The organism is Kocuria salsicia, from assembly GCF_039532055.1.
Taxonomy (GTDB): Bacteria; Actinomycetota; Actinomycetes; order Actinomycetales; family Micrococcaceae; genus Kocuria; species Kocuria salsicia.
The window spans coordinates 1-22,975 of sequence record NZ_BAAARF010000025.1 but is presented as its reverse complement, the minus strand read 5'-3'; the positions used below and the strand labels follow the sequence as shown (position 1 = coordinate 22,975).

Annotated in this window: 18 protein-coding genes, 1 tRNA gene and 2 pseudogenes; 12 read left to right on the top strand and 9 right to left on the bottom strand. The window is 67.3% G+C overall.

Annotated elements, in window-relative coordinates; translation table 11 throughout:
- Positions 1-105: 105 nt before the first annotated feature.
- On the bottom strand, positions 106-609 hold the full coding sequence (locus ABD264_RS11895) for a ferritin (protein WP_055085070.1): 504 nt from the start codon (positions 607-609) through the stop codon (positions 106-108).
- Between the two features lie 205 nt (positions 610-814).
- On the opposite strand from ABD264_RS11895, the gene ABD264_RS11890 reads away from it, so the two are divergent.
- Positions 815-888 (top strand) — tRNA-Thr (locus ABD264_RS11890).
- 77 nt (positions 889-965) lie between these two features.
- On the opposite strand, the gene ABD264_RS11885 is transcribed toward ABD264_RS11890, so the two are convergent.
- Positions 966-1,841, bottom strand: coding sequence for a DsbA family protein (locus tag ABD264_RS11885; protein ID WP_094393534.1), 876 nt, complete (start codon positions 1,839-1,841; stop codon positions 966-968).
- Between the two features lie 202 nt (positions 1,842-2,043).
- Between ABD264_RS11885 and ABD264_RS11880 the strand changes: the two genes are divergently transcribed.
- From ABD264_RS11880 to ABD264_RS11870, 3 genes are read left to right on the top strand one after another with little or no spacing between them, the layout of a single operon-like run.
- Positions 2,044-3,567 (top strand): alpha,alpha-trehalose-phosphate synthase (UDP-forming), encoded by a 1,524-nt coding sequence (locus ABD264_RS11880; protein ID WP_290498735.1) that lies wholly within the window; start codon positions 2,044-2,046, stop codon positions 3,565-3,567.
- Complete coding sequence (otsB, locus tag ABD264_RS11875) at positions 3,560-4,357, top strand: trehalose-phosphatase (protein ID WP_055085068.1); 798 nt, start codon at positions 3,560-3,562, stop codon at positions 4,355-4,357. Before ABD264_RS11880 ends, otsB begins: the two co-directional genes overlap by 8 nt.
- A 1-nt stretch (position 4,358) precedes the next feature.
- On the top strand, positions 4,359-5,639 hold the full coding sequence (locus ABD264_RS11870) for a DUF4032 domain-containing protein (protein WP_094393533.1): 1,281 nt from the start codon (positions 4,359-4,361) through the stop codon (positions 5,637-5,639).
- On the opposite strand, the gene ABD264_RS11865 is transcribed toward ABD264_RS11870, so the two are convergent.
- Together ABD264_RS11865 and ABD264_RS11860 are read right to left on the bottom strand one after the other, a co-directional pair.
- Positions 5,636-6,367: a TetR/AcrR family transcriptional regulator gene (locus tag ABD264_RS11865; protein WP_238694060.1), complete on the bottom strand. Its 732-nt coding sequence runs from the start codon at positions 6,365-6,367 to the stop codon at positions 5,636-5,638. The two genes, ABD264_RS11870 and ABD264_RS11865, sit on opposite strands and share 4 nt — an antisense overlap.
- A gap of 6 nt (positions 6,368-6,373) precedes the next feature.
- Positions 6,374-8,641: an HAD-IB family phosphatase gene (locus tag ABD264_RS11860; RefSeq protein ID WP_145010663.1), complete on the bottom strand. Its 2,268-nt coding sequence runs from the start codon at positions 8,639-8,641 to the stop codon at positions 6,374-6,376.
- An 83-nt stretch (positions 8,642-8,724) separates the two neighbouring features.
- Here ABD264_RS11860 and ABD264_RS11855 point away from each other — a divergent pair, with 83 nt between their 5' ends.
- Genes ABD264_RS11855 through ABD264_RS11845 form a run of 3 tightly spaced genes read left to right on the top strand, consistent with a single transcriptional unit; the run spans position 8,725 to position 12,118 of the window.
- Positions 8,725-9,507: an SDR family NAD(P)-dependent oxidoreductase gene (locus tag ABD264_RS11855; RefSeq protein WP_055085016.1), complete on the top strand. Its 783-nt coding sequence runs from the start codon at positions 8,725-8,727 to the stop codon at positions 9,505-9,507.
- Between the two features lie 3 nt (positions 9,508-9,510).
- Positions 9,511-10,413 (top strand): lysophospholipid acyltransferase family protein, encoded by a 903-nt coding sequence (locus ABD264_RS11850; RefSeq protein WP_303106494.1) that lies wholly within the window; start codon positions 9,511-9,513, stop codon positions 10,411-10,413.
- Positions 10,414-10,441: 28 nt separating this feature from the next.
- Positions 10,442-12,118 (top strand): FAD-binding oxidoreductase, encoded by a 1,677-nt coding sequence (locus ABD264_RS11845; protein WP_144942439.1) that lies wholly within the window; start codon positions 10,442-10,444, stop codon positions 12,116-12,118.
- 258 nt (positions 12,119-12,376) lie between these two features.
- Here ABD264_RS11845 and ABD264_RS11840 read toward each other — a convergent pair.
- Both ABD264_RS11840 and ABD264_RS11835 read right to left on the bottom strand, forming a co-directional pair.
- Positions 12,377-14,329, bottom strand: a pseudogene (locus ABD264_RS11840) (acetoacetate--CoA ligase); the annotation flags it as partial.
- A gap of 75 nt (positions 14,330-14,404) precedes the next feature.
- Positions 14,405-15,655, bottom strand: a pseudogene (locus tag ABD264_RS11835) (IS256 family transposase).
- Between the two features lie 154 nt (positions 15,656-15,809).
- Here ABD264_RS11835 and ABD264_RS11830 point away from each other — a divergent pair.
- On the top strand, positions 15,810-16,385 hold the full coding sequence (locus tag ABD264_RS11830) for a maleylpyruvate isomerase N-terminal domain-containing protein (protein ID WP_344206268.1): 576 nt from the start codon (positions 15,810-15,812) through the stop codon (positions 16,383-16,385).
- Between the two features lie 153 nt (positions 16,386-16,538).
- Here ABD264_RS11830 and ABD264_RS11825 read toward each other — a convergent pair whose 3' ends face one another.
- On the bottom strand, positions 16,539-17,945 hold the full coding sequence (locus ABD264_RS11825) for an aminotransferase-like domain-containing protein (RefSeq protein ID WP_344206225.1): 1,407 nt from the start codon (positions 17,943-17,945) through the stop codon (positions 16,539-16,541).
- On the opposite strand from ABD264_RS11825, the gene ABD264_RS11820 reads away from it, so the two are divergent.
- Positions 17,944-18,885: a DMT family transporter gene (locus tag ABD264_RS11820; protein WP_344206223.1), complete on the top strand. Its 942-nt coding sequence runs from the start codon at positions 17,944-17,946 to the stop codon at positions 18,883-18,885. The two genes, ABD264_RS11825 and ABD264_RS11820, sit on opposite strands and share 2 nt — an antisense overlap.
- A gap of 101 nt (positions 18,886-18,986) precedes the next feature.
- Complete coding sequence (locus ABD264_RS11815) at positions 18,987-19,613, top strand: DJ-1/PfpI family protein (RefSeq protein ID WP_344206221.1); 627 nt, start codon at positions 18,987-18,989, stop codon at positions 19,611-19,613.
- A gap of 24 nt (positions 19,614-19,637) precedes the next feature.
- Here the strand turns inward: ABD264_RS11815 and ABD264_RS11810 are convergent, their stop codons facing one another.
- Both ABD264_RS11810 and ABD264_RS11805 read right to left on the bottom strand, forming a co-directional pair.
- On the bottom strand, positions 19,638-20,279 hold the full coding sequence (locus ABD264_RS11810) for a hypothetical protein (protein WP_344206271.1): 642 nt from the start codon (positions 20,277-20,279) through the stop codon (positions 19,638-19,640).
- Positions 20,161-20,940 carry an SUMF1/EgtB/PvdO family nonheme iron enzyme gene (locus ABD264_RS11805; protein ID WP_082681876.1) on the bottom strand — a complete coding sequence of 260 codons (780 nt, stop codon included), beginning with the start codon at positions 20,938-20,940 and terminating at the stop codon, positions 20,161-20,163. Before ABD264_RS11805 ends, ABD264_RS11810 begins: the two co-directional genes overlap by 119 nt.
- Positions 20,941-21,201: 261 nt before the next feature.
- On the opposite strand from ABD264_RS11805, the gene ABD264_RS11800 reads away from it, so the two are divergent.
- On the top strand, positions 21,202-21,762 hold the full coding sequence (locus ABD264_RS11800; RefSeq protein WP_058954749.1) for a hypothetical protein: 561 nt from the start codon (positions 21,202-21,204) through the stop codon (positions 21,760-21,762).
- A gap of 214 nt (positions 21,763-21,976) precedes the next feature.
- Positions 21,977-22,738, top strand: a complete 762-nt coding sequence (locus tag ABD264_RS11795) for an SDR family oxidoreductase (protein WP_344206216.1) — start codon at positions 21,977-21,979, stop codon at positions 22,736-22,738.
- Positions 22,739-22,975: the final 237 nt, after the last annotated feature.

Sequence of the window (22,975 nt, the reverse complement as noted above, 5' to 3'; positions counted from 1 at the left end):
GCCCCTTCCCGCACCCCGTGCCGGACAAGGCCCAGAGGGACACCGGTGACAGACGACCGGCCCCGCTCCTCAGGAGCAGGGCCGGTCGTTCGTCACGCGGGGAGCTCAGTCGCTCTCGACCTCGCGGGACCCCAGCTCGGCGTCGAGACGCAGCAGGCCGGGCCCGTCGTTGTGCACCAGGCGGGCCTGGTCCACGATCTCCTCCACGCTGGCCTCCTCCTCGAGCTGCTCGCTGATGAACCAGTGCAGCAGGGGCATGGCGTCGATGTCGCCCTCCTCCTGCGCCAACCGGTACAGGTTGCGGATGGACTCGGAGACCTCGCGCTCGTGGGCGAGGGCCGCCTGGAAGCAGCCCAGCGGAGAGGTGTCCTCGAGGGTCGGCCCGTTCATGCTGCCGATCTTCGGGTCACCGCCGCGGTCCACCACGTGGTCGATGAACTTCTCCGCGTGGGTGACCTCCTCGGCCGCCTGCGCACGGAACCACTGCGAGAACCCGGGCAGGCTCGCCACGTCCATCTCGATGGACAGCTGTCGGTAGACCACGCTCGCCTGGAGCTCCATGGTGATCTGCTCGGTGATCGCTTCTGCCATTCTTCCCTTGATTTCCATGTGGCCCATGGAAGCACCTTTCGCCCGGCCTGGATAGTGAGTGAGGCCTGGCTCAGTCACACCAGCCACCCGTGCACCCGGCAGAGTGCCCTGCGGATCCGGGGGTGCGCGGGCGCCCGCGACTTGTCCAGTATCATGGAGCGGTCCCGTGCGGGCGCGGCAGGCGGTGCTGGTGCACCCCGGCCGGCCGTGGCGGGAGCGCAGCGCCCCCTTAGCTCAGATGGCCAGAGCATCTGTCTTGTAAACAGAGGGTCGCCGGTTCGAATCCGGCAGGGGGCTCCCGTGGAACGCGAAGAACCCCGGTCGTCCTGGACGGCCGGGGTTCTTCACATTGGTTCCGGGCATGGGCGCCACGGCTACTTCTTGGCCTTGACCGCCTTGTCCAGCACGTCCGAGAAGGTGCCCTGCTCGAAACGATTGCCGTCCACGTAGATCGTGGGCGTCCCGGCCACGCCATTGTTCACGGCCTCGCGGGCAACAACGTTCACGAGCGGGCGGTAGGTGTTCTCGTCGAGGTCGTCCGCGGAGATGTTCGCGCCGTGCTTGTTGGCGATCTCCGCGATCTCGGCGTTGCTCAGCCCGCCGCTGCCCTGGTGGGTGAAGATCTCCTGGGCGTAGTCCATGTACTGGTCGGTGCTCACCTGCTCCGCCACGAGGTAGGCGGCGTTGGCGGAGCGTGAGGAGTACTGGTCCGGTGTGGCCTTGTCGAGGAAGTTGAGGTTGCGGTACTCCACCTCCACCTTCCCGGAGTCCACGGCCTTCTTGATGGTGTCCGCGTTCTCCTTCTCGAAATCTGCGCAGTGCACGCACTCGAAGTCCTGGAAGATCACGAGCTGCACGGGCTTTCCGTTGCTGGCCGCCTTGTCCTTGTCCACGATCCCCAGGGGGGTCTTGGTGGTGTCCGGGCTCTCCTCCGCCGCGGGCAGCTGGGAGAGGTCCCGCTCCTGGACGTCCGAGGTGTTCTTGGCGATCCCGTCCTTGGTGAGCGTGATGCCGCCGTACTGGTTGGAGCTCGCGGGAACGGGCCCCGCGTCCGGGATCGTGGCCTTGTTGTTCTGCCACACGACCAGCCCGATGATCAGCGCGATGACAACCACGAGCGCCACGATGCCGATGATCAGACCGGTGGGCCTGCCGCTGGAGCGACGGGACTGCTGGTCCGCGATCCGACGGGCCCGCTCCCGGGCGTCGTCCGACGCCGACGAGCCGGAGGTCTTCTTCTGTGCAGCCATGGGGGTCCGGGTTTCCTTCCGAGGGGGTGGACACGTGTGGATACTGCCCCTCAGAGTACCCGGCCCGCCTCGGCGCCGGTGGCGGCAGGTGACGCACGACGACGCCGCGCGCACGGCCACGCGGCGGCGTCGTCCCCCTGGGCGGCGGTAGTACGCCCACTTAGAATGGGGTGACCAGCAGTCCCCGGGGAAGGAACCCAGCGTGTCCGCAGAGCAGTCTCTTCAAGAAGTGAACGTCCCGCGTGACGGTTACGACTTCGTGGTGGTCTCCAACCGGCTCCCCGTGGACCGGGACGTCGCGGAGGACGGCAGCAGCACGTGGCGCCGCTCCCCCGGCGGCCTGGTGAGCGCCCTTGCCCCGGTGATGGCGCAGCGCGACGGCGCGTGGGTCGGCTGGTCCGGGGCGCCGGACGAGGACTTGGAGCCGTTCGACCACGACGTCTTCCACCTCGTCCCGGTAGCGCTGTCCGAGTTGGAGGTGCGCAGGTACTACGAGGGCTTCTCCAACGCGACCCTGTGGCCCCTCTACCACGACGTGATTGCGTCCCCGGAGTTCCACCGCACGTGGTGGTACGCCTACCGCAGGGTCAACGAGCGCTTCGCCCGCCAGGCCGCGGAGACCGCCGCGCCGGGCGCCACGGTGTGGGTGCAGGACTACCAGCTGCAGCTCGTGCCCCGCATGCTGCGGAGGCTGCGTCCGGACGTGACCATCGGCTTCTTCAACCACATCCCTTTCCCGCCCACTGAGATCTTCTCGCAGCTGCCGTGGCGCAGGGCGGTGCTGGACGGACTCACGGGCGCGGACCTGATCGGCTTCCAGCGCCCCGGGGACGCCCAGAACTTCCAGCGCTGCGTGCGCAAGTACCTGGGCGTGCAGTTCATCAAGGGGACCGCGCAGTTCAGCGAGAGCACCGCGGACGGCGAGGAGACCTCCTGGACGGTCAACGCGGGGTCGTACCCGATCTCGATCGACGTGGAGTCCATCAAGGAGCTCACCGCGGATCCCTCGGTGCGGGCGCGGGCGAAGGAGATCCGCGAGGAGCTCGGCAACCCGGAGACCGTCTACCTGGGCGTGGACCGCCTGGACTACACCAAGGGCATCCGCCACCGCATCAAGGCGTACGGGGAGCTGCTGCACGACGGCGAGCTCTCCGTCGAGGACTCGGTGCTCATCCAGGTGGCCAGCCCCTCCCGCGAGCGGGTGGACTCGTACCGCCAGCTGCGGGAGCTCGTGGAGGGCATGGTGGGGCGCATCAACGGCCAGCACGACACCATCTCCCACACGGCCATCCGCTACCTGCACCACGGCTACCCGTTCGAGGAGATGGTGGCCCTCTATCTCGCGGCGGACGTCATGCTCGTCACGGCGCTGCGGGACGGGATGAACCTCGTGGCCAAGGAGTACGTGGCCGCGCGGCAGGACAACTCGGGCGTTCTGGTGCTCTCGGAGTTCACGGGGGCCGCCGAGCAGCTCAGGCAGGCGGTGCTCGTGAACCCGCACGACATCGACGGTCTGAAGGAGGCCATGCTCCACGCCCGTGACATGCCCCGCACGGAGGCTCGCAAGCGCATGGTGGCGATGCGCCGGCAGGTGCTCACGCACGACGTCGTGGACTGGTCCCAGCGCTTCCTGGACGACCTCGCACAGCACGCCGCCGCCCACGCACCTGGCGGGGACGACGACGCCACGGCCGCGGGTGCCCGGGCGGGCGGCAGTCATGAGTGACGACCTCCAGGACGCCCTGGACCGCGCGGCCGCGGCGCCGCGGCTGCTCGTGGCGCTGGACTTCGACGGAACGCTGGCCCCGTTCACCGAGGACCCCGCCGACTCCCGGCCGTTGCCGGCCGCGCGCGAGGCCCTTGATGCTCTCGCACAGCTGCCGCACACCACCGTGGCCGTGATCTCCGGGCGCCCCCTGGAGTTCCTGCGCACGGTGGTGGACCCGGACTCGCGGATGGTGCTCTCCGGCTCCCACGGCGCGGAGGTGGACCTCTCCGCAGCCCCGGGCGCGGGCTCAGGGACGAGGATCGAGCTGAGCGCGCAGCAGTCCGACCTGCTCGAGCGCGCCGTGGCGGCCACCTTAGCGCTCGTGGCCCGTTACCCCGGTGCCCGCGCCGAGCCGAAGCCCGCGGGCGTGGCCTTCCACGCACGCCCCATCGCGGATCCCGGGGAGGCGCAGCAAGCCCTCGAGGAGATGACCGCGGTCTACGAGGCCATGCCCGGGCTGCGGCTGACACCGGGGCAGCTGGTGGTCGAGTGCTCCGTGCTCGGCGCCACCAAGGGGGACGGCCTCGCCACCATCGCCGCCGCGGTCCACCCGGACGTCACCGTCTTCGCGGGGGACGACGTCACGGACGAGGACGCCCTGGCCGTCCTCGGGCCCGGGGACGTGGGGATCAAGGTGGGCGAGAAGGACTCCATGGCACGCTGGCGGGTCGCGGATCCCCCGGCGCTGGCGGCGTGCCTGAGCCTGCTCGCGCACCGCAGGACCCGCGCCATGACTAGCATGAAGTGACATGACGGTCCCCTCATCCTCCGACTCCCCGGCAGCGGGAGCACCCCGGCCCCTGCGGGGTGTATCCATCAGCACGGCCTTCCCGGACCCGGCGCTGCTCGAGCTGCCCTGGGAGCTGCCGCTGGAGCAGTGGCCCCCCGAGGTCCTCGCGGCCTACCCCAGGGGCCTCTCCCGCCACGTGGTGCGCTTCGCGCACGTGGGGCGCAAGGTCGTGGCGGTCAAAGAGACCACAGCCCACTACGCCCAGCGGGAGTACGGTCTGCTGCGCAAGCTGCAGACCATGTCCATCCCGTCCGTGGTCCCGGACTCCGTGGTCACCGACCGCTACACACCGGACGGCGAGCCCCTGCCCGCGGCGCTCGTGACCGACCACCTGAGCTTCTCACTGCCCTATCGCACCATCTTCGAGCAGGTCCCAGCCCCGGAGACCATCGAGCGGCTCGTGGACGCCCTGGCCTCCCTCATCGTCCAGCTGCACCTCTCCGGCTTCTACTGGGGGGACGTCTCGCTGTCCAACACCCTGTTCCGCCGGGACGCCGAGGCCTTTGCCGCGTACCTCGTGGACGCGGAGACCGGTGAGCTGCACCCCTCCCTCACCCGGGGGCAGCGGGGGTACGACATCGACCTCGCCCGCACCAACGTGGCCGGGGAGGTCATGGACCTGTTGGCCGGTGAGGACATGCAGCAGCGGCTGCGGGACGCGGGCGTGGATCCCGCGTCCGTGGACCCGTTCGAGATCTCCCAGCGCCTCGTGGACACCTACGAGGGGCTGTGGGAGGAGCTCACGGCCACGGAGACCTTCCCCGTGGGCGATCGCTGGCGCGTCCAGGCGAGGGTCGAGCGGCTCAACGAGCTCGGCTTCGACGTCGAGGAGGCCTCCCTGGACTCGGACGAGACCGGGCAGGTCCGCCTGCGCCCGCGCGTGGTCGAGCCCGGGCACCACTCCCGCAAGCTGCTGCACCTCACGGGGCTCAACACGCAGGAGAACCAGGCGCGGCGCATCCTCACGGACATCCACCAGTTCGGCCAGGCCCTGTACCCGGGTCTGCCGGAGGACCTCACCGCGCAGCTGTGGATGCGCGAGGTGTTCGTGCCGATCATGGAGGCGATCCCCGCCGAGCTGCGCCGCAAGCGGGAACCCGCCCAGATCATCCACGAGGTGCTCGAGCACCGCTGGTTCATGTCCGAGAGCGCCGGCGAGGACATCCCCACCCCGGTCGCCGTGCAGGACTACGTGAAGCACTACCTCGCCACGCGACCGGACGAGATCAACGTGTTCTAGTTGCCCGGAGTGCTCTGCGGACGTGCGGCCATCAGATCGAACAGCGCCCGGTGCATCCGCTCGGTCCACCTCTCGTCGAGCGAGCCGTAGCGCGCCACGTGCGCATATGCCGCTCCCAGGACGAAGTCCACCACCATGTCGATGTCCACCGAGGCGCGGATCAGCCCCCGCTGAACGTCCCGTTCGAGCAGCGCGCGCAGCGCGTCCATGCGCGGTCGCACCACGGAGGCGCGCAGCACCCTGGAGGTCTCGGAGTGCGGCTCCTGCAACAGGGCGATGACCACGCCCATGCCCAAGTCCCGCAGCAGCATGTCGACGGCCGCCTGCAGCGCCCGCTCCCACGTGGCATCCTGCGCCACGGGTGGCTCGGCAGCCGCCGTGTGCTGCAGCGCGGCCTCGAGCATCTGGGCACTGTTGTCGTAGCGGCGGTAGATCGAGGTCTTCGCCACGCCCGTGCTGGCGGACACGGCTTCGATCGTCACCTTCTGCGGACCGCCCTCGCGCAGCAGACGCAGCGCGCCCGCCACGATCTTGTGGTCCGTGCGGGCCGTACGTGGATCCACGGATGACGACGCCACCCGCTCACCCGGGTGCGCGGCGCCGTCGTCCTGCCGCACCGCCTCACCGCCCTTCGCCACGCCGTCGCGCGTCGCCGCGCGGTCGTCCGCGCGTCCATCACCCGCGCGCCCGTCGCCCGGGTGACCGCCCTCCGGCGGCGCTTCCGTCACCACGGCTCAGGCCCTCCGCCAGTCTTCGACCGGCCAGTGCGCCTTGCGCGCGCGGCGGTATAGAGACAGGTCCGGGTTCACGGCGAACGGGTGGCCCAGCAGTGACAGCCAGCTCGCATCCGCCACGGAGTCCCCGTACCCGTAGGAACGGCTCAGGTCGAGCCCGTGGTCCTGCGCGTAGCGCTTGAGCCACTGGGCCCGGGCCTCGTCTACGAGCGGCGGGGTGGCCAAATAGCCCGTGAGCACACCATCCACCTGGTCCATGCGCCCGGCGACCACCTCGTCGAACAGCTCCGCGATGGGACTCACCAGCAGGTCCAGGGAACCGGTGACCAGTACCGTGCGGTGGCCCGCGGCCCGGTGCTCACGGATCCGCTCCAGGGCGCCGGGGCGCACGCTCTGTGCCACAGCCTGGCCGAGAGGACCGGCTACCAGTTCCTCGACACGCGCCACCGAGACGCCCTCGTAGCGGCGCAGGAACGCGCGTATGAACTCCCCGCGGTCCCGCCGTTCGGCCTTGACGTATGTGGGAGCGTTGCCCACGAGCTCGCCGAGCTCCGCGGGCCACTGCAACGGGCTCAGCTCGAGTCGGCGCAGCAGCGCGTACTGCGTGATGATGTTGCCCCCGGCCACAGTGCCCTCGAGGTCGAACACAGCCACGACGTCCGCGCCCTGCGTCAGGCCGCGGCTGCGCCCGGTTCGCTTGCGGGACGCCGCCCTGGCCCGGGTGTAGGCGCGGGTCATCTCGGTCAGCGCGGGCAGGTGGACCTCCTGCCAGTACTCGGGCCACGAGATCGCGCGGACGTCGAAGTGCTGGTCCTCCGGTGTCACGTCCGGCAGGGAGGCGTCCAGGCGCCGCAGGTGGGTGTCGTCGAAGATCATCTCGGTGCGTGTGTAGTTCTGGTAGAGGTCCACGTAGGTGCGCAGGGAGCCCAGACCGGTCTGCATCCGGTGCAGGGAGTTGGTCCACTCCCGCGTGGTGGCCGTGGCCGGGAGCACCGAGCTCAGGCGAACACCCACCGCGGCGAGCTTCTCCTTGACCGCCAGTCCGCGCTCCATGGAGTTGTTCGCCGGGAACCTCCACTCGGGCACCACGACCGGGTTGCCGTGGCCGTCCTGCAGCGGGTGCTCCAGGAAGTAGGAACGCACGCTGCGGTACATCTGGTGGAACGGCAGCGGGTTCGAGGCCCCGGAACACACTTGGTAGTAGGCGGCACTCGGACCGGGCGACGACGCCGCCGGCGTCAGAGGCACCCGCGCGGCCTCCGCCTCACGGTGCCCGCCCCGCGCCAGGGCCACGATGGCGTTGACCACGAAGTCCACGGGGATCACGTCCAGCACCGAGTCCGGCAGACCCGGGAACTCGGGCAGCGCGCCCTTCGCATAGGCCATGATGAGCGGGTCCGCGACCTTGTAGCCGTCGATCCACCCCGGGAAGGGGTGGCGCAGCGCGGACTCGATGATCGAGGGGCGCACGATGGACAGCCGGTGCCCGTGCCCCGCCCACTTCTGCTCGGCCACGCGCTCGCCCAGCGCCTTGGTGAAGGTGTAGATGTCGGTCCAGCCGAGTGACTGGGCGCGGGTGCGGCCGTGGTCCACCAGCCGCGAGCGCACCCACTCCTGCCGGGCCGCCTCCGCGGCACGTGCCACGGTCTTTGGGCCCTCCTTGCCGTGGGTGCGCGTGGCCTCGCGGATGAAGGACTCGAGTCGTTCGGGGCTGCGGGACTCCACCTGGGCCGTGTCCGCGGCGCGCACGGCGGCGTCGAACTCCACCTGCCAGTCGACGTCGTGGTCCACGGAGGCCTCGGGGCGCAGGCCCTTGGCGATCCCGCCCACGTAGCACGTGGACACGTGGATCACGTGGGGGTCCTGCCCGGCCGCGCGCAGCGCGTCGTAGAGGCCCACAGCGCCGCCCACGTTGGTGCGGAACGCCTCGTCGATGGGCGGGTCGAAGGAGACCGTGGACGCGGAGTGGACCACCACGTCGAAGGGCTCCCCGATCTCTGAGAGCCCCGTGAGGTCCCCCTCGAGAACGCTCGTGCGCTCGGCGAAGACCTCTTCCGCGCGCTCCTCCCCCACGGCCTCGCGCCAGGTCCTGAAGGAGGGCTTGTGCAGCAGCTGGCGCAGCCGCGAGCTGCCGGACTGCGAGCCCTTGGGGCGCACGACCGCCGTGACGTGGACGTCTTCGCAGCTCGAGAGCAGCCGCTCCAGGACAGCCTGGCCCAGGAAGCCCGTGGCTCCCGTGAGGAGCACGCGGGTGGGGGTCTCGGTCAAGGGGTTCCTCCGTGGTCGGTCCGTGGTGGGCTGGCCCTTGGACGGGCCACTGCGCTACGCCCACCGTAGTGTATCTTAGGGGCATGCTTACCGCTCTCGTGACCGGTGGAACGTCAGGCATCGGTGCCGCGTTCGCACGCTCGCTCGCCCGCAGGGGCTTCAACCTCGTCCTGGTGGCCCGGGACGCGCAACGACTCGAGGACACGAGTCGGGATCTCACCGCCGAGTACGGCGTCCATGTGGAGACGATCACGGCGGACCTGGCCGTGCGCGAGGACCTCTGGCGCGTGGCCCGTCGCCTCGAGGACCCTCAGAAGCCGGTGGACATGCTCGTCAACAACGCCGGTTTCTCGGTGAAGGCGCCCTACACTGCCGAGGACTTCCACCAGCACGAGGCGGGGTTCGAGGTCATGTGCGCGGCCGTGGCGCGGCTCTCCGGTGCCGCGGCACGGGCGATGGTCAAGCGCCGTTCGGGCTGGATCGTCAACGTGTCCTCGACCTCCGGATACGTGACCATGGGCGAGTACTCCGCGATCAAGGCCTACGCGACCAGCATGACCGAGTCGCTCGCCGTCGAGCTGCACGGCACGGGCGTGCACGTCACGGCGCTGCTGCCGGGCTGGGTGCGCACCGAGTTCCACAGCCGCGCGGGCATCACCGGCTCCTCCATCCCGGACTTCATGTGGCTGGACGCGGACAGGCTCGTCGAGGAGGCACTGGCGGACGTCGCGCGGGGCAAGGTGATCTCGGTGCCCACGCTGCGGTACAAGGTCATGGTCGCCGCGCTGCACCACCTCCCGCGCCCCGCCGTCCGCTGGGTCTCCCGCAAGATCTCCGGCGTGCGCCAGCGCGAGCTCAAGGCCTGAGCCGTGGCACACCAGGACGCCCCCGTGCCCTCCGAGGACGACGCCGCCGATGCATCCCGCGGATCCACGTCCCGCCCTGCGAAGCCCTCCCGTCCCAGGAAGCCTCCCCGTGAGGGGAGAGAGCCCCGTTCCGCGAAGGAGCCCGAGGCGCGGCCCCGGGTGCTCGAGTCCCTCGAGGGCAGCGCGGGTCAGCAGGACCCTGTGCCCCCTGCTCCCCCGGCGGAGTCCGCTGACCTGACCGCCGCGCACTACACAAACCCCACGCGACGCATTGCCCGGCGGATCGTGCAGAGCATCTTTTTCCGCGGGCTGGTCAACCGCACCATCCGGCGGACCACCGTGGTGGACCCGGCGGCCTACGGCGTGAAGGGTACGTGCGTCGTCGTCGCGAACCACTCGAGCCACCTGGACGCGCCGCTGGTGATGAGCGGCGTGCCGCGCTACATCTCGCGCGACCTCGCCACCGGCGTGGCCGCGGACTACTTCTTCACCGCATGGCACAAGAAGTTCTTCACCCAGCTGGTGTTCAACGCGTTCCCCGTGGACCGCCGCGGTGAGGGCGCGAACAAGGGGCTGTCCAAGAAGCTGCTCGCGGCCGGCGTGCCACTGCTGATCTTCCCCGAGGGCACCCGCTCGAAGACGGGGAAGATGGCCCCGTTCCGGGTGGGGGCGGCGTCGTTGGCGCTGGCCGTGCAGGTCCCGGTGGTTCCTGTCGCACTGATCGGCGCGCACGAGGCCATGCCGCGCGGCGCCAACTGGCCCCGTCCCGGCCGCCCACCCGTCGTGGTTGCGGTGGGCGCGCCCCTGCGGGCCCGAGGCAACGAGACCGCGCGCAGCTTCAACGAGCGCATCGAGGCCGCCGTGCGTGCCCTGTACGCCGCGAACCGGCACATGATCCACGACTAGTCGTCTCCCAGGAAGAGGTTTTCGCCCAGTGGCACACGTGAAGCATCAGAAGTGGTGGGGCTGGGGCGAGGAGGGCGTGTTCTTCAACTACGAGAACAAGCCCGCGTTCGCCCCGTTCGTGGAGGAGGCGATCGGCGTCAGCCTGCGGCCCCGGCAACGTGACACCGTGGAGTTCGCCACCGCGCAGGTGCCCGAGTCCCGCGCCCCCGAGGACGTCCTGGCGCACCTGCGGGAGATCAGCGGCGCGGAGAACGTGAGCGTGGAGGACGAGCTGCGCGTGGTGCACTGGGCCGGCAAGTCCGTGCTCGAGCTGCTGCAGACCCTGCGCAACGACTTCACCCGCGTCCCGGACGTCGTGGTCTACCCCGGCTCAGAGGACGAGGTCACCAGGATCCTCGAGACCGCTGTGGCCGAGGACCTCGTGGTCATCCCCTTCGGCGGCGGCTCGAGCATCTCCCGTAGCCTGCAGGCCGGGCAGGACGAGTCCCGCTGCATCGTTTCCGTGGACATGGGGCGGCTGGACCGTGTGCTGGAGATTGACGAGACCTCGGGGCTGGCCACCATCCAGGCGGGTGTGCTCGGTCCAGACATGGAGGAGCAGCTCAACGCCCGCGGCTGGACGCTCGGGCACTTCCCTGACTCCTTCGCCCACTCCACCCTGGGTGGCTGGGCCGCCACCCGCTCCTCCGGGATGCAGTCGGACAAGTACGGGGACATCGCGGACATCGTGCGCGGTCTGCGCCTGGTCCGGCCCACCGCAACCGTGGTGCTGCGTCCGCTGCCGTCAACGTCAACGGGCCCGAGCCTGCGGGAGATGGTCATCGGCTCGGAGGGACGGCTGGGGATCATCACCGAGCTCACCGTGCAGGTGCACCGGCTGCCGCAGGAGCACGAGGTCATCGCCTACATGTTCCCCACGTGGCAGCAGGCGCTGACCGCGGTGCGCCAGTACACGGAGGCGGAGATCCCGCTGACGTTCGCCCGCGTGTCGGACGCGCACGAGACGGCGTTCTCGCTGGCCACCCAGAAGGCCTCCACCTCCGTCAAGGGCAGGCTCGCTGCCAGGGGGCAGGAGGCCCTGTGGGCGGTGATGCGACGGCGCGGCTGGGACACGGACGCCATGTGCCTCTCCTACGTGTGCTTCGAGGGCACGGTCAAGGACGTGGCCGAGCGCAAGAAGGCCGTGGCGAAGATTGCGAAGGCCCAGGGCGCCGTCGTCCTCGGCTCCGGACCGGGCGCGCTCTACGACCAGAAGAAGTTCGACACGCCCCACCTGCGGGACTTCCTGCTCGAGCAGAACACCGTGGGGGACGTCTCCGAGACCGCCGCGCCGTGGTCGCAGCTGACCACGGTCCACAAGGCCGCGTACGACGCCGCCCAGCGCGCCTATGCGAGGCTCGACAAGACCGGCTGGATCATGTCGCACATGTCCCACTCGTACCACTCGGGGGCGTGCCTGTACTTCACATTCGCGTACGTCTTCGACGAGGAGAACCCGTACGAGGAGTACCACATGATCAAGTCCGCCATCCAGCAGTCGTTCATCGACTCCGGGGGCACTCTGTCCCACCACCACGGCGTGGGAGTGGAGCACCAGCCGTGGATGGAGCAGGACATCTCCCCCGAGGGGGTGCGCCTGATGCACGGCCTGTTCGAGGTCGCAGACCCCGGGGGCAACTTCAACCCTGGCAAGATCGTCCCCTGACCCCACGCTGACAGGGCAAGGGCTCCGCACCGTCGAGCGACGACGGCGCGGGGCCCTTCTCGTACGCTGCGGCGGCTGACTGACGCCGACGCCTCGCGGGACGGCGCGTCGCCGCCGCACGCGTCTCGTCGCACCCGTCAGGCCATGCTCTGAGAAGGAACTCGATCCGCGAGAGAACCGGATAACCGGCGCGCCCACCGGCCCGCGGCGTCGTCGCCCGGGGCTCCCCTCCCGGGGTCGCGGGTGACGTCGTGATTGTCAGTGCTCACGCCGCCCGGCATGCGTGCGGGCGGCACGGGCGTACCAGTCCAGCACCTCGGCGTCTTCGGCGGTCGCCCGGTTGAGGGTGCTCGGGTCCGCGCCCTGGAAGAGCTTCTTGACCGGGATCTCCAGCAGCTTGCCGGTGCGTGTGCGTGGAACCGCGGGAGCCTCGATGATCTCGTCGGGGACGTAGCGCGGGGAGACCTGGGTGCGGATCGCGTCGACGATGCGCCGCTCGAGCTCTCGCGTGAGGCGCGTGCCGGGCTGGGGCACCACGAAAAGCGGCATGTAGTAGTCGCCGCCGGCCAGTTCCGCCCCGATCACCATGGACGCGGCCACACCATCCACGCGGTCCACCACGTGGGTCAGGTCCGCCGAGCCCATCCGGATGCCGCCGCGGTTGATGGTGGAGTCCGAGCGGCCGTGCACCACGAACGGGCCCTCGTGCAGCTGGGTGACCCAGTCCCCCTGGCGCCACACCCCCGGGAACATGTCGAAGTACGCCGCCTGGTAGCGCTCACCCTGCGGGTCGTTCCAGAAGAACACCGGCATGCTCGGCATGGGCCGGGTGATCACGAGCTCCCCCACCTCGTCCCACACGCGTTCACCACGGGAGTTCCACGACTGGGCGTCCACGCCCAGGTACGGGCTCATGATCTCGCCCCGGTACACGGGCTGGTACGGGTTGGTCCCGATGAAGGCACTGGTCACGTCCGTGCCGCCGGAGTCCGAGCCCAGCCGCACAGTGCCCGAGACGGCCTCGTAGACCCAGTCCCAGGTGGCGTCAGGCAGCGGTGACCCCGTGACCAGGATGGACTTCAGCGAGGAGAAGTCCATGCTCACGTTGGGCACCACACCGGCGCGCTGCACCATGCTCAGCACGCCGGCGCCGGCCCCGAAGAACGTCGCACGGTTGCGCGCAACGAGCTCGAACGACTTCTGCGGTCCCCCGAACGTCGGGGAGCCGTCGTACGTGATGATCTGCGCTCCGGTCAGCAGAATGCCGGCGAGCATGTTCCAGACCATCCAGGTGGTGGCCACGGCGTAGTAGGCCACGTCCCTCGGGCCGAGTCCAGAGTGCAGGCCAAGTGCCTTGTAGAACTCCAGGGTCACACCGCCGTGGGAGTGCACGATTCCCTTGGGCTTCCCGGTGGTGCCAGACGAGTAGAGGATCCACAGCGGATGCTCGACGGGCAGCTGCTCGTAGCGCGGTTCGGCCTGTTCTGAGGCAATCTCCGAAAAGCGCAGAGCGTCCCCGGGAAGTTCTCCGACGCTCTCCCGCGGCATCTGATCAACCACGATGAGTTGCTCCACGCTCGGCAACACGTCCCGCAGGTCCTGGTAGGAAACCGTCATGTCCCGCACCGTGCCACCGAACTCGTAGCCGTCCCCCACGAACAGCACCTTCGGCTCGATCTGGGCAAACCGATCGGCCACGCCGGAGGGCCCGAAGTCGGTGTTCACCACGGACCACACCGCCCCCACTGATGCCGTGGCAAGCATCGCGGCCACGGTCTCTGGGATGTTGGGGAGCACCCCCGCCACCCGGTCGCCAGGTTCCACCCCCAGTTGCCGCAGTTTCCGCGCAAGAGCAGCAACCTGTGACTCCAGCTCGCGCCACGTCCACCGGTCGGGATCCCGGCTCTCGTGCTCGCCTACGATGGCGATGGCGTCCGGCCGGGTCCGCGCCGCCCGCAGCGAGTTCTCCGTGTAGTTCAGCCGCGCCCCCGGAAACCACCGCGCCCCGGGCATCTGATTGCTGGCCAGTACCCGTTCGGGCGCCACGGAGGCCACGACGTCGAAGTACGACCACACCGCACCCCAGAAGTCCTCGAGGTGCTCCACCGACCACATGTGCAACGCGGCGTAGTCGGGGAGGAGGACGCCGCGGGTCTGCTCCACCCACCGGGCGAAGCGGTCCATCGGGGAGTCTCCCACAAACTCGCCTGGCGGAGTCCCGAGAAGAACGCGTTGGTGTCCTTCGGGACTGTCCGATAAACGGTGTGTGGGGCCCGGCGGTTCTCATCAGTGAGTGGTTCTCTCGAACCGTCCGGCGAAGGTGATCGCGAACGCGTTCAGCGCCAGCTTCCACCTCATCACCCAGCGTGCTCTACCGCCACCGCTCGGATCAAGAGATCTGGTGACGAGGTAGAGGCACTTCAGCGCAGCAGCCTCATTCGGGAAGTGCCCGCGCGCCCGCACCGCCCGCCGGTAACGGGCGTTGATCGACTCGATCGCGTTCGTCGTGCAGATCACCCGGCGGATCTCCACGTCGTACTCCAGGAACGGCACGAATTCCGCCCAGGAGCTCTCCCACAGCTGCACGATCGCCGGATACCGCTGGCCCCACTCGGCTTTGAACTCGGTGAACCGGTCCTTCGCCGCGGCCTCGGACGGGGCCGTGTAGACCGGCTTGAGCGCCTTGACGATCCCGTCGCGGTGTTGGCGGCCGGCGTAGCGGAAGCTGTTGCGGATCAGGTGCACGATGCACTGCTGAACCACCGTCTGCGTCCAGGTGGTGTTGATCGCCTCCGGCAGGCCCTTGAGGCCGTCACAGACGGCGATGAGCACGTCCTCGACGCCCCGATTCTTCAGCTCGGAGAAGACCTGCAGCCAGAACCGGGCGCCCTCGGCGCCGTCACCGGTCTAGATCCCGAGGATGTCGCGTTCCCCGTGCACGGTGACGCCCATGACGACGTAGAACGGGGTGTTGCGCACCTGCCCGTCGCGGACTTTGACCACGATCGCGTCGACGAAGAGCACCGGGTAGAGCGGGTCCAGGGGGCGCGAAGACCACTCGGCCAGCTCGCCGGCGACCTTCTCGGTGATCCGGTTGATGGTGTCCTTGGAGACCCTGGCCCCGTAGACCTCCTCGAAGTGCGCCGCGATCTCCCCGGTGGTCAGCCCGCGGGCCGACAGGGAGAGGACGATCTGATCGATCCCGTCCAGGCGCCGCTTGCGCTTGGGCACGATCACCGGCTCGAAGGACCCGTCCCGGTCCCGAGGCACCCCGATCTCGACGGGGCCGATCTCGGTCAGCACGGTCTTCACTCGGGTCCCGTTGCGCATGTTGGCCGCGATCGGGGTCTGCCCGTGGTCGTGGCCCAGGTGTTCGGTCAGTTCGGCTTCCAGGGCGGTTTCCAGGACGTTCTTCATCAGCTGGTTCAGCAGCCCGCCCGGGCCGACCAGGCTCACGCCTTGCTCCTTCGCCTGGGCCAGCAGCCGCTCGGCGAGGTCCTTCTGATCGATGATCTCTCCCGTCACGGGATCGATCATCTCCTCTGTCCTGTCTGTCGTGAAGTCGGTCACGGCCGTCTCCTTTCGGATCAGGCCGGACCCTCACACACCGTTTTTCTTACAGTCCCCCCTCAGGCAGCGCGCTGCGAAGTGCCCCCGAGTGGCACGGCATTAGGATTCGGGTGTGGACTCGATGACGCAGGTGCTTGAGGAATCGGTCACGCAGATGCAGTCGCTGCTAGGTGACATCGCAGGCATCTCATGGGCGGTCCCCGCTGGCGACGTGGAGTGGTCCTGCCGTGACACGGCGGTGCACGTTGCAGACGACCTGTTCTCCTACGCGTCGCAGGTGATCGCCCAACCCCAGGACAGCTATCTGCCCATTGATATCGTGATTGATCCAAACGCGACCAACTGCCAAATCCTTGAAACAATCGCCATGTGCGGCCGCGTACTAGGGCAGGCCGTTGAGAACGCCCACCCCCAGGCCAGGGGTTGGCACCCTTTCGGAGTGTCGGACGGCCCTGGGTTCGCGGCAATGGGCGCGGTGGAGGTCCTTGCCCACACCTATGACATCGCGCGTGGTCTGGGCCTGGAGTGGAGGCCCCCAGCAACCCTGTGCGGATCGCTACTGAACCGTCTTTTCCCTCACTCGCCCGATGGGGATCCCACCGCCGTATTTCTTTACTGCTGCGGCCGGGCGTCCCTTGGTGAACATCCCCGCTTAGAGGAGTGGGCATGGGACCCCAGTGTTTCTGCATCGTCCTGACCCCTCGTACGCATGAAGTAGCGCGGTGCCCTCCCGCGCTACCGACCACAAAGTCAAAACGGTGGAAAGTGTCTCGTTTGGCGGACTGCTATTTCTGCCGGTGTTGTAGTGGTTCCGGCGTTCTCGGATCGATCCGTTCGATCCGTGCACCTTCTATTGCTGTGCGAGTGCTTCGTTGAGCAGGACAGCGGCTTGTCCATAGGCTGCTGGTTCAGGGCCCGCGAAGTTGAGGCGCAGATAGCGGCCGGCGGGTTCAGCGGGGAACCACTCATCACCACCAGCAACGACGAGTCCCTTGGATTCGGTGTCCTTGACCAGTCGATCGAGGTCGACCTCATCTGGTAGACGCACCCAGAGGTTTAGCCCTCCTGGGGGCACTGCTGCGATCGTGGCGTCCGGGACGTGGGTTGTGATCGCGTTGACGAGAAGGTCACGCCGGGTGCGCAACTTTTTGCGCAGTGTGCGTCGGTGGTTTTGCCACCCCGGCCCGTTGACCACCTCTAGGGCCGCAGCTTGCAGTAGAGCACTGACATACATTGACTGCGCTTGCAGGTCCGCCAGGAGGCGTCTGCGCAGTGGGCCCCGTGCGATGACCGCGGCGACGCGGATTGCCGGTGAAACACTTTTGGTGAGTGAACGCAGATAGATCACGTGCCCGCTGTCATCGCGAGTAGCTATCGGGGTGGCGTCAGTGGTGATCCCGAAGTCGTGCGCCCAGTCGTCTTCGATGAGGAAGGCGCGGTGATCACGCACCATCTCCAGGACGCGGGCGCTGGTCGAGGGACTCCACTGCGCGCCTGTCGGGTTCGCGTAGTTCGGTTGCGCGTAGAAAACATTCGCCCCGGTGTCGTTGAAAGCCCGATCCAGGGCGACCAGATCGGGTCCGTCGGTTCCGGTGGGGACGGGAACCAGTCTCACCCCGACCTGTCGTGCCGCGATGATGGCACCCCAGTAGGTGGGTGACTCAATCAGCAATGTCCCGCCGGGCCCGGCGATGCTGCGGAACAGGGAGCCGAGCCCGAGCTGGCTGCCGGGGAGCACGATCACATCGTGGGTTGTCGGGGCGGTCAGGTGCGGAGGTGTTTGCAAGGCGAGTTCGGAGGCGAACCAGGAACGCAGGTTTGTCATCCCCGCCGATTCCGACCGGCGCAGAGCTTCATCGCTTCGTGCCGCACGCGTAAGAGCGGAACGCACCAGACGCTCTGGGAGAAGGTCACGGTCGGGGTATCCCGAGTGCAGGGAGATTGCGTCGGTGCGGGCGGGACGTAAGTCGACTGAGGTTTCTGTGATTGCCGCGCTGGAGGCTCCCATGACGCCGGTTTGCCAGGAGTAGTCGCGTGGGCCGATTGCTCGATCCGCGCTGACGAACACACCCACGCCTGAGCGGGTTTCAATGAGACCGCGCGCCACAAGTGATCTCAGTGCCGATTGCACCGTCACGGGGCTGGCTGCGTGTTGAGCGGCGAGCTCGCGTGTCGACGGCAACTGTGCACCAGGAGGTGCCGAGGCAATCCAGGTTTCTAGATCGGCCGCAATACGTTCACTGCTACTCTGGTACATGACACCACATAGTAGCGCTACTCTTCCTGTTCGCCCTCCGCTATCGCAGTCCCGGCTCGGGCTCGCTTGGGGATTTCTCGGCGTCCTGGCGTTTTCTTTCACTGTTCCGCTGACGCGTATCGCCGTGGAGAGCGGTCACATGTCGGCGCTTTTCGTCGGTAGCGCGCGGGCTGTTGTCGCGGCCGTGATCGCCGCGTTTGCGCTGCTCGTCACACAGTCACAGCGCCCACGGGGGCGCCAGTGGGTCAGCGTCGGGATCGTCGCACTGGGTGCTGTGCTCGGATTTCCGCTGCTGACGTCATTCGCGCTGACACAAACGCATGCGAGCCACGGTGCGGTGGTGATCGCGCTTCTTCCCGCGACAACTGCCGTGGTGTCCGTGCTGCGCACCCGAGAGCGACCCTCTGTGATGTTCTGGTGCTCGGCTGCTGCCGGGGCTGTGGCTGCCGTGATTTTCGCGGCCGTGCATGCGGGGGGTCTCGGGCACCTGCGACCCGCTGACGGGTTGCTGTTCGCCGCCGTGATCGTCTGTGCCGTGGCATATGCAGAGGGCGGGGTTCTGTCACGCAGCTTGGGGTCCTGGCAGACAATCTCTTGGGCTCTGGTGGTAGCGGCTCCGATCATGGCAGCGCTTTCGGCGCACGCGATTGTGACGCACCCGCCGACGGGCACCGCCGGTGAGTGGGTCAGCTTTGGCTACTTGTGCGTGGTGAGCATGTTCTTGGGGTTCGTCGCCTGGTATCGCGGTCTTGCGATTGGGCCGATCGCACAGGTCAGCCAGATTCAACTGGCGCAACCAATCTTGAGCATTGCATGGGCTGCTGTGCTTCTTCATGAGCGAATCACTGTTCCCACGATCATGGGAGGTGCCGCGGTCATCGTGTGTGCTCTTGCCGCGGTCCGTTCCCGCTCAAAACAACCGGTACAACGGCACCATTGACCTCTTCGCCCAGGCACCCGGACTCGCCTGAGAGGTCTAGAAGCGGTGGTCGGTGCCTCTGATGTGACGGGTTTTCCTGTGGTCTGTGTAGATTCGTGGGCATGACTGACTTGCCACGGAAACGCCGGGTGAGCGTGGTGCTGTTTGAGGGGTTCGAGCTGCTGGACGTGTTCGGCCCCGTGGAACTGCTCAGCCACGTGCCCCATGTCACGATGGACTACGTGGGGCCACACCCAGGCCCGGTCAGAAGTTCCCAAGGCGCCCAGATCGTGGCGGACCTCAGCTATCCCCAGCTCGTCGCAACCCCAGACATCGTCCTCGTACCCGGCGGAGCTGGTACACGACGACTCGTCACCGACAAACCCTTCCTGTCCTGGCTGGCGGAGACGGGCGAGCACTCCCAGCTCCTGGTCTCGGTTTGTACCGGATCTGCCGTCCTCGCAGCGGCGGGGCTGCTGGAGGGGTATCGAGCTACCAGCAACAAACTGGCCTTTACCTGGGCTTCCAGTTTTGGGCGCAATGTGGGGTGGGAACCTCACGCCCGCTGGGTCGAGGACCGGGACCGGTGGACCTCTTCTGGGGTTGCGGCAGGGATGGACATGACGGCAGCGCTCATTGCCAGCATCTTCGGGTCTGGCGTTCGAGAGGCAGCTGTCACTCGTGCTGAGTACCAGCCGCAAACCGACAGCACCGTGGATCCCTTCGCCCAGGTGCACGGACTCACATGAGGGGTGCAAAAGCGGTCGTTTGAGCTACCCATCTGCGGCGTGTCCCTCCTCACGTCTAGTGTCGGGGGCATGTATTGGGAACCAGTCCTCGAAGCAGTCGGTCAAGCGGTCAACGGTCGGAGCGAAGCCGCCAAGGCGGCTCTTGAAAAGTGCTGGGATGAGGCGGTCGAAGAAGACCATGCCCAACGGTGCGTGTTGGCGCACTACCTGGCCGACCAGCAGGAGAATCTTCAGAGCGAGACTCATTGGGACGAGCAAGCCCTGACAGAGTTCACACACCTCCAAGACGGTGACCTCGCAGCCATCGGAGTTCCCTCGACAGCGGGGTTCGCTCCGAGCTTGCACCTTAACCTCGGTGATGATTACCTGCGCGCTGGGCGCGTCCAAGACGCCGAAGATCAGGTTGTACGGGCGCAGCAATCTGTCGCACGACTGCCCGAGCAGGGGTATGGCGCGATGAGTCGGGACGGTGTTCGTCGCCTCCAAGGACGTGTTGAGGCGGCGAACGCGGCGCTGTAGCTCAAACGGTCGCTTCTGCGCGTGAACCTTAGCGTGGCTTTTGGGCGGAATCCCGGGGTTCCAGCGGCGTCCACCCCAACGGGCGTATGCCCTGGAAAGATGCTCGTTCCCGGTCATCTCGATCTGACCAGCCTTGACCACCATCACTGTTCCCATCCGTAGAGACAGCCCCACGAACAACTCGGAACCCAACATCTTCCAGCCGCGCGTCCGGAGCGTCGCCCCGCCGGACGCCCACCCGCACAGACCACTCGGGGTCGGCCCAGCCCCCGCCTTTGAATAAGCGGTAGTCACCGTAGCGCGCAGGATCTAACCGATCCCAGCACCACTCCCACACGTTTCCTAGAGTGTCGTAGACCCCGTAGACGTTGGCAACCTTCAACCCCATGCGCTGAGGGCCGCGGATCTCATCCAAAGCTGTCCAGGCAATCTCCCTGAGGTTTCCGTAACGTGCCCCAGCAACGTCACCTCGGCTGGCATGGACCCATTCAGCCTCTGTCGGCAAGCGATACCCGTCTGCGCCCGGGATCCATCGCATGCTGCCCCCATCGACACGGTATGCCTGCTCGAACCCGTCGTGTCTCGAAGCGTCGTTGCACCACTGCACGGCATCCAGCCATCGAACCCCCACCGCAGGAAGATCGCCCCCATCAAGCCCCTCGACGCCCACACGGCCTGCCGCGAACTGCGCTGCGCTTACCGGGGTATCCCCGATATCGAACGGCAGCAGCGTCACCATACGCTCTGTACCCCGTCGCGCGTCCTTCAAGGTCGTGTCCCCGCCGGGGATCGGGACCAGCGTCTGCATGACACTTCCTAGACAGATAGCGAAGCCGGGAACACCCCCGTTGGACTCATTGGCGCTGGGGTTACAGGAAGCCACCGATAATCTCATTCGGTATCGCCCGCCCCTCCGATGCGGCCAGGCTATGCGACAACGGTGGATTGCGCTACCGCCGCAGACTGGTGGGGCAGAACCCTCGTGGGAGCTGCAGCGGTGCGTCGCCGCAGAAACCCCCATGTAAACCAACGGTTGACAAATATGTCAACCGTTGGTTTACATAGGGGTGTGGACGGCATCATCCAAGCTAAGCAAGCAGTTGACCTTGCCCGCGCCCGTCTCCACGATGCCGTCACTGCGGCACGTCGCGAAGGGCGTTCGTGGGCGGAGATCGGGCAGCTGCTCGGCATGACCCGGCAAGCCGCCTTCAAGAGGTTCGGAACTACTCACGATCCACGAACAGGGGAGATCATGAAAACCCGCAGCATCGACAAAGCCAGCCAACTCACCGAGGAGATTTTTCGCCTCATCGCCAGCGGGGATGACACGGCGGTACAGGCCCATCTCCACCCGCAGGTGCGCGAACAGCTCACTCCGCAGCGCATCGGAGAGGCCTGGCGCAACGCGCTGACCGAATGCGGATCCTTGGAGGGTTTCACCAACACCCACGTTGAGCTCCACGACGGCACGGTCCTCAGCCAGGACGGAGACATCATCGGCACCGTCATCGGTGCCACGCGTCTGATGTGCGAAGCAGGCGAGCTGGTCGGACGCGTCGCACTCGACGAGACGGATCAAGTGGTTGGCCTGCTCATCGTTCCGCAGAATCACGGCAAGCTGCCTTTCTAGCCCTGCTCCGCGGAGCACGTGCGTAGCAACGATGGCGGCTTCTGCTCACACTGAGTGAAAGCCGTCGCGTAGTTGATGCACAAACGGTGGGTTGAGCCACCGGCTCGCCTCGGTGGTGTAGAACCCTTCGTTTGAGCTACACCGCTCAACGTGCCTATGTTGCTCAGGTAGCTGCGTCCTCGCCGGGGCCACCCCACAAGAGAGGTTTCGTCATATGCGTCCAACTGCACTGATCACGGGGGTAGGCCGCCGATCCGGCCTAGGCGCAGCCATAGCGACTCGCCTTGCCAGCGACGGGTGGGACCTAGCTCTCGCCCACCTTCCAGGCTATGAAGAACGTGTTGGTCTCCCCTCGAGCCCCGATGACGTTGAAGACATTGCTGCGGAGTGCAGGACGCGCGGAGCAACAATCACCCTGCTGCCTGCCGATCTGGCCGACCCTGCTGTGCCCCAGCAACTCGTCGAACGCGCCAACGAGCACGGCACTCTCACGGCCCTGGTGTTGTCTCACTCTGAAGGTGTGGATAGCTCGATCTTGGACACCACTGTGGAGAGCTGGGATCTCCACTACGCGGTCAACGCTCGTGCGGCATGGCTTCTGATCAAAGCGTTCGCTGAGACACTTTCTGCCCAGGTCAAGGACGGCAATTCTGCGCGTATCGTCGCGCTGACGAGCGATCACTCCGCATTCAACCTGCCCTACGGAACCAGCAAGGGCGCGTTGGATCGTCTCGTGACGGCAGCATCGATCGAACTTGCATCGCTCGGTGTGCGCGCGAACGCAATCAATCCGGGACCGATCGATACAGGCTGGATGGATTCACAGACTCGCGACCACCTCACAGCCATGACCCCGGCTGGACGCCTCGGCAACCCCGAAGACACGGCTAACCTCGTCGCATTTCTCCTGTCTGAGCAGGGTGGCTGGGTTACCGGGCAAGTGCTATACAGCAATGGTGGCTTCGGAGTGGGCTAGTGAGCAGTGCGAAAACGGTGGGTTGAGCCACCGGCTCGCCTCGGTGGTGCAGAACCCTTTGTTTGAGCTACACGCCGAGCGTGCTGGCTGGCGGGCGAACAATCTTGGGTGGGGCTTGACCCTTGATCTTGGACACGCGGAATCCAGCACGATGCTGGGAGAAGCGAGAATCCAAGGATGGCCAGGAAGAACTACACCGACGAGTTCCGTCGCCGGGCGGTGGACTTGTACGAGTCC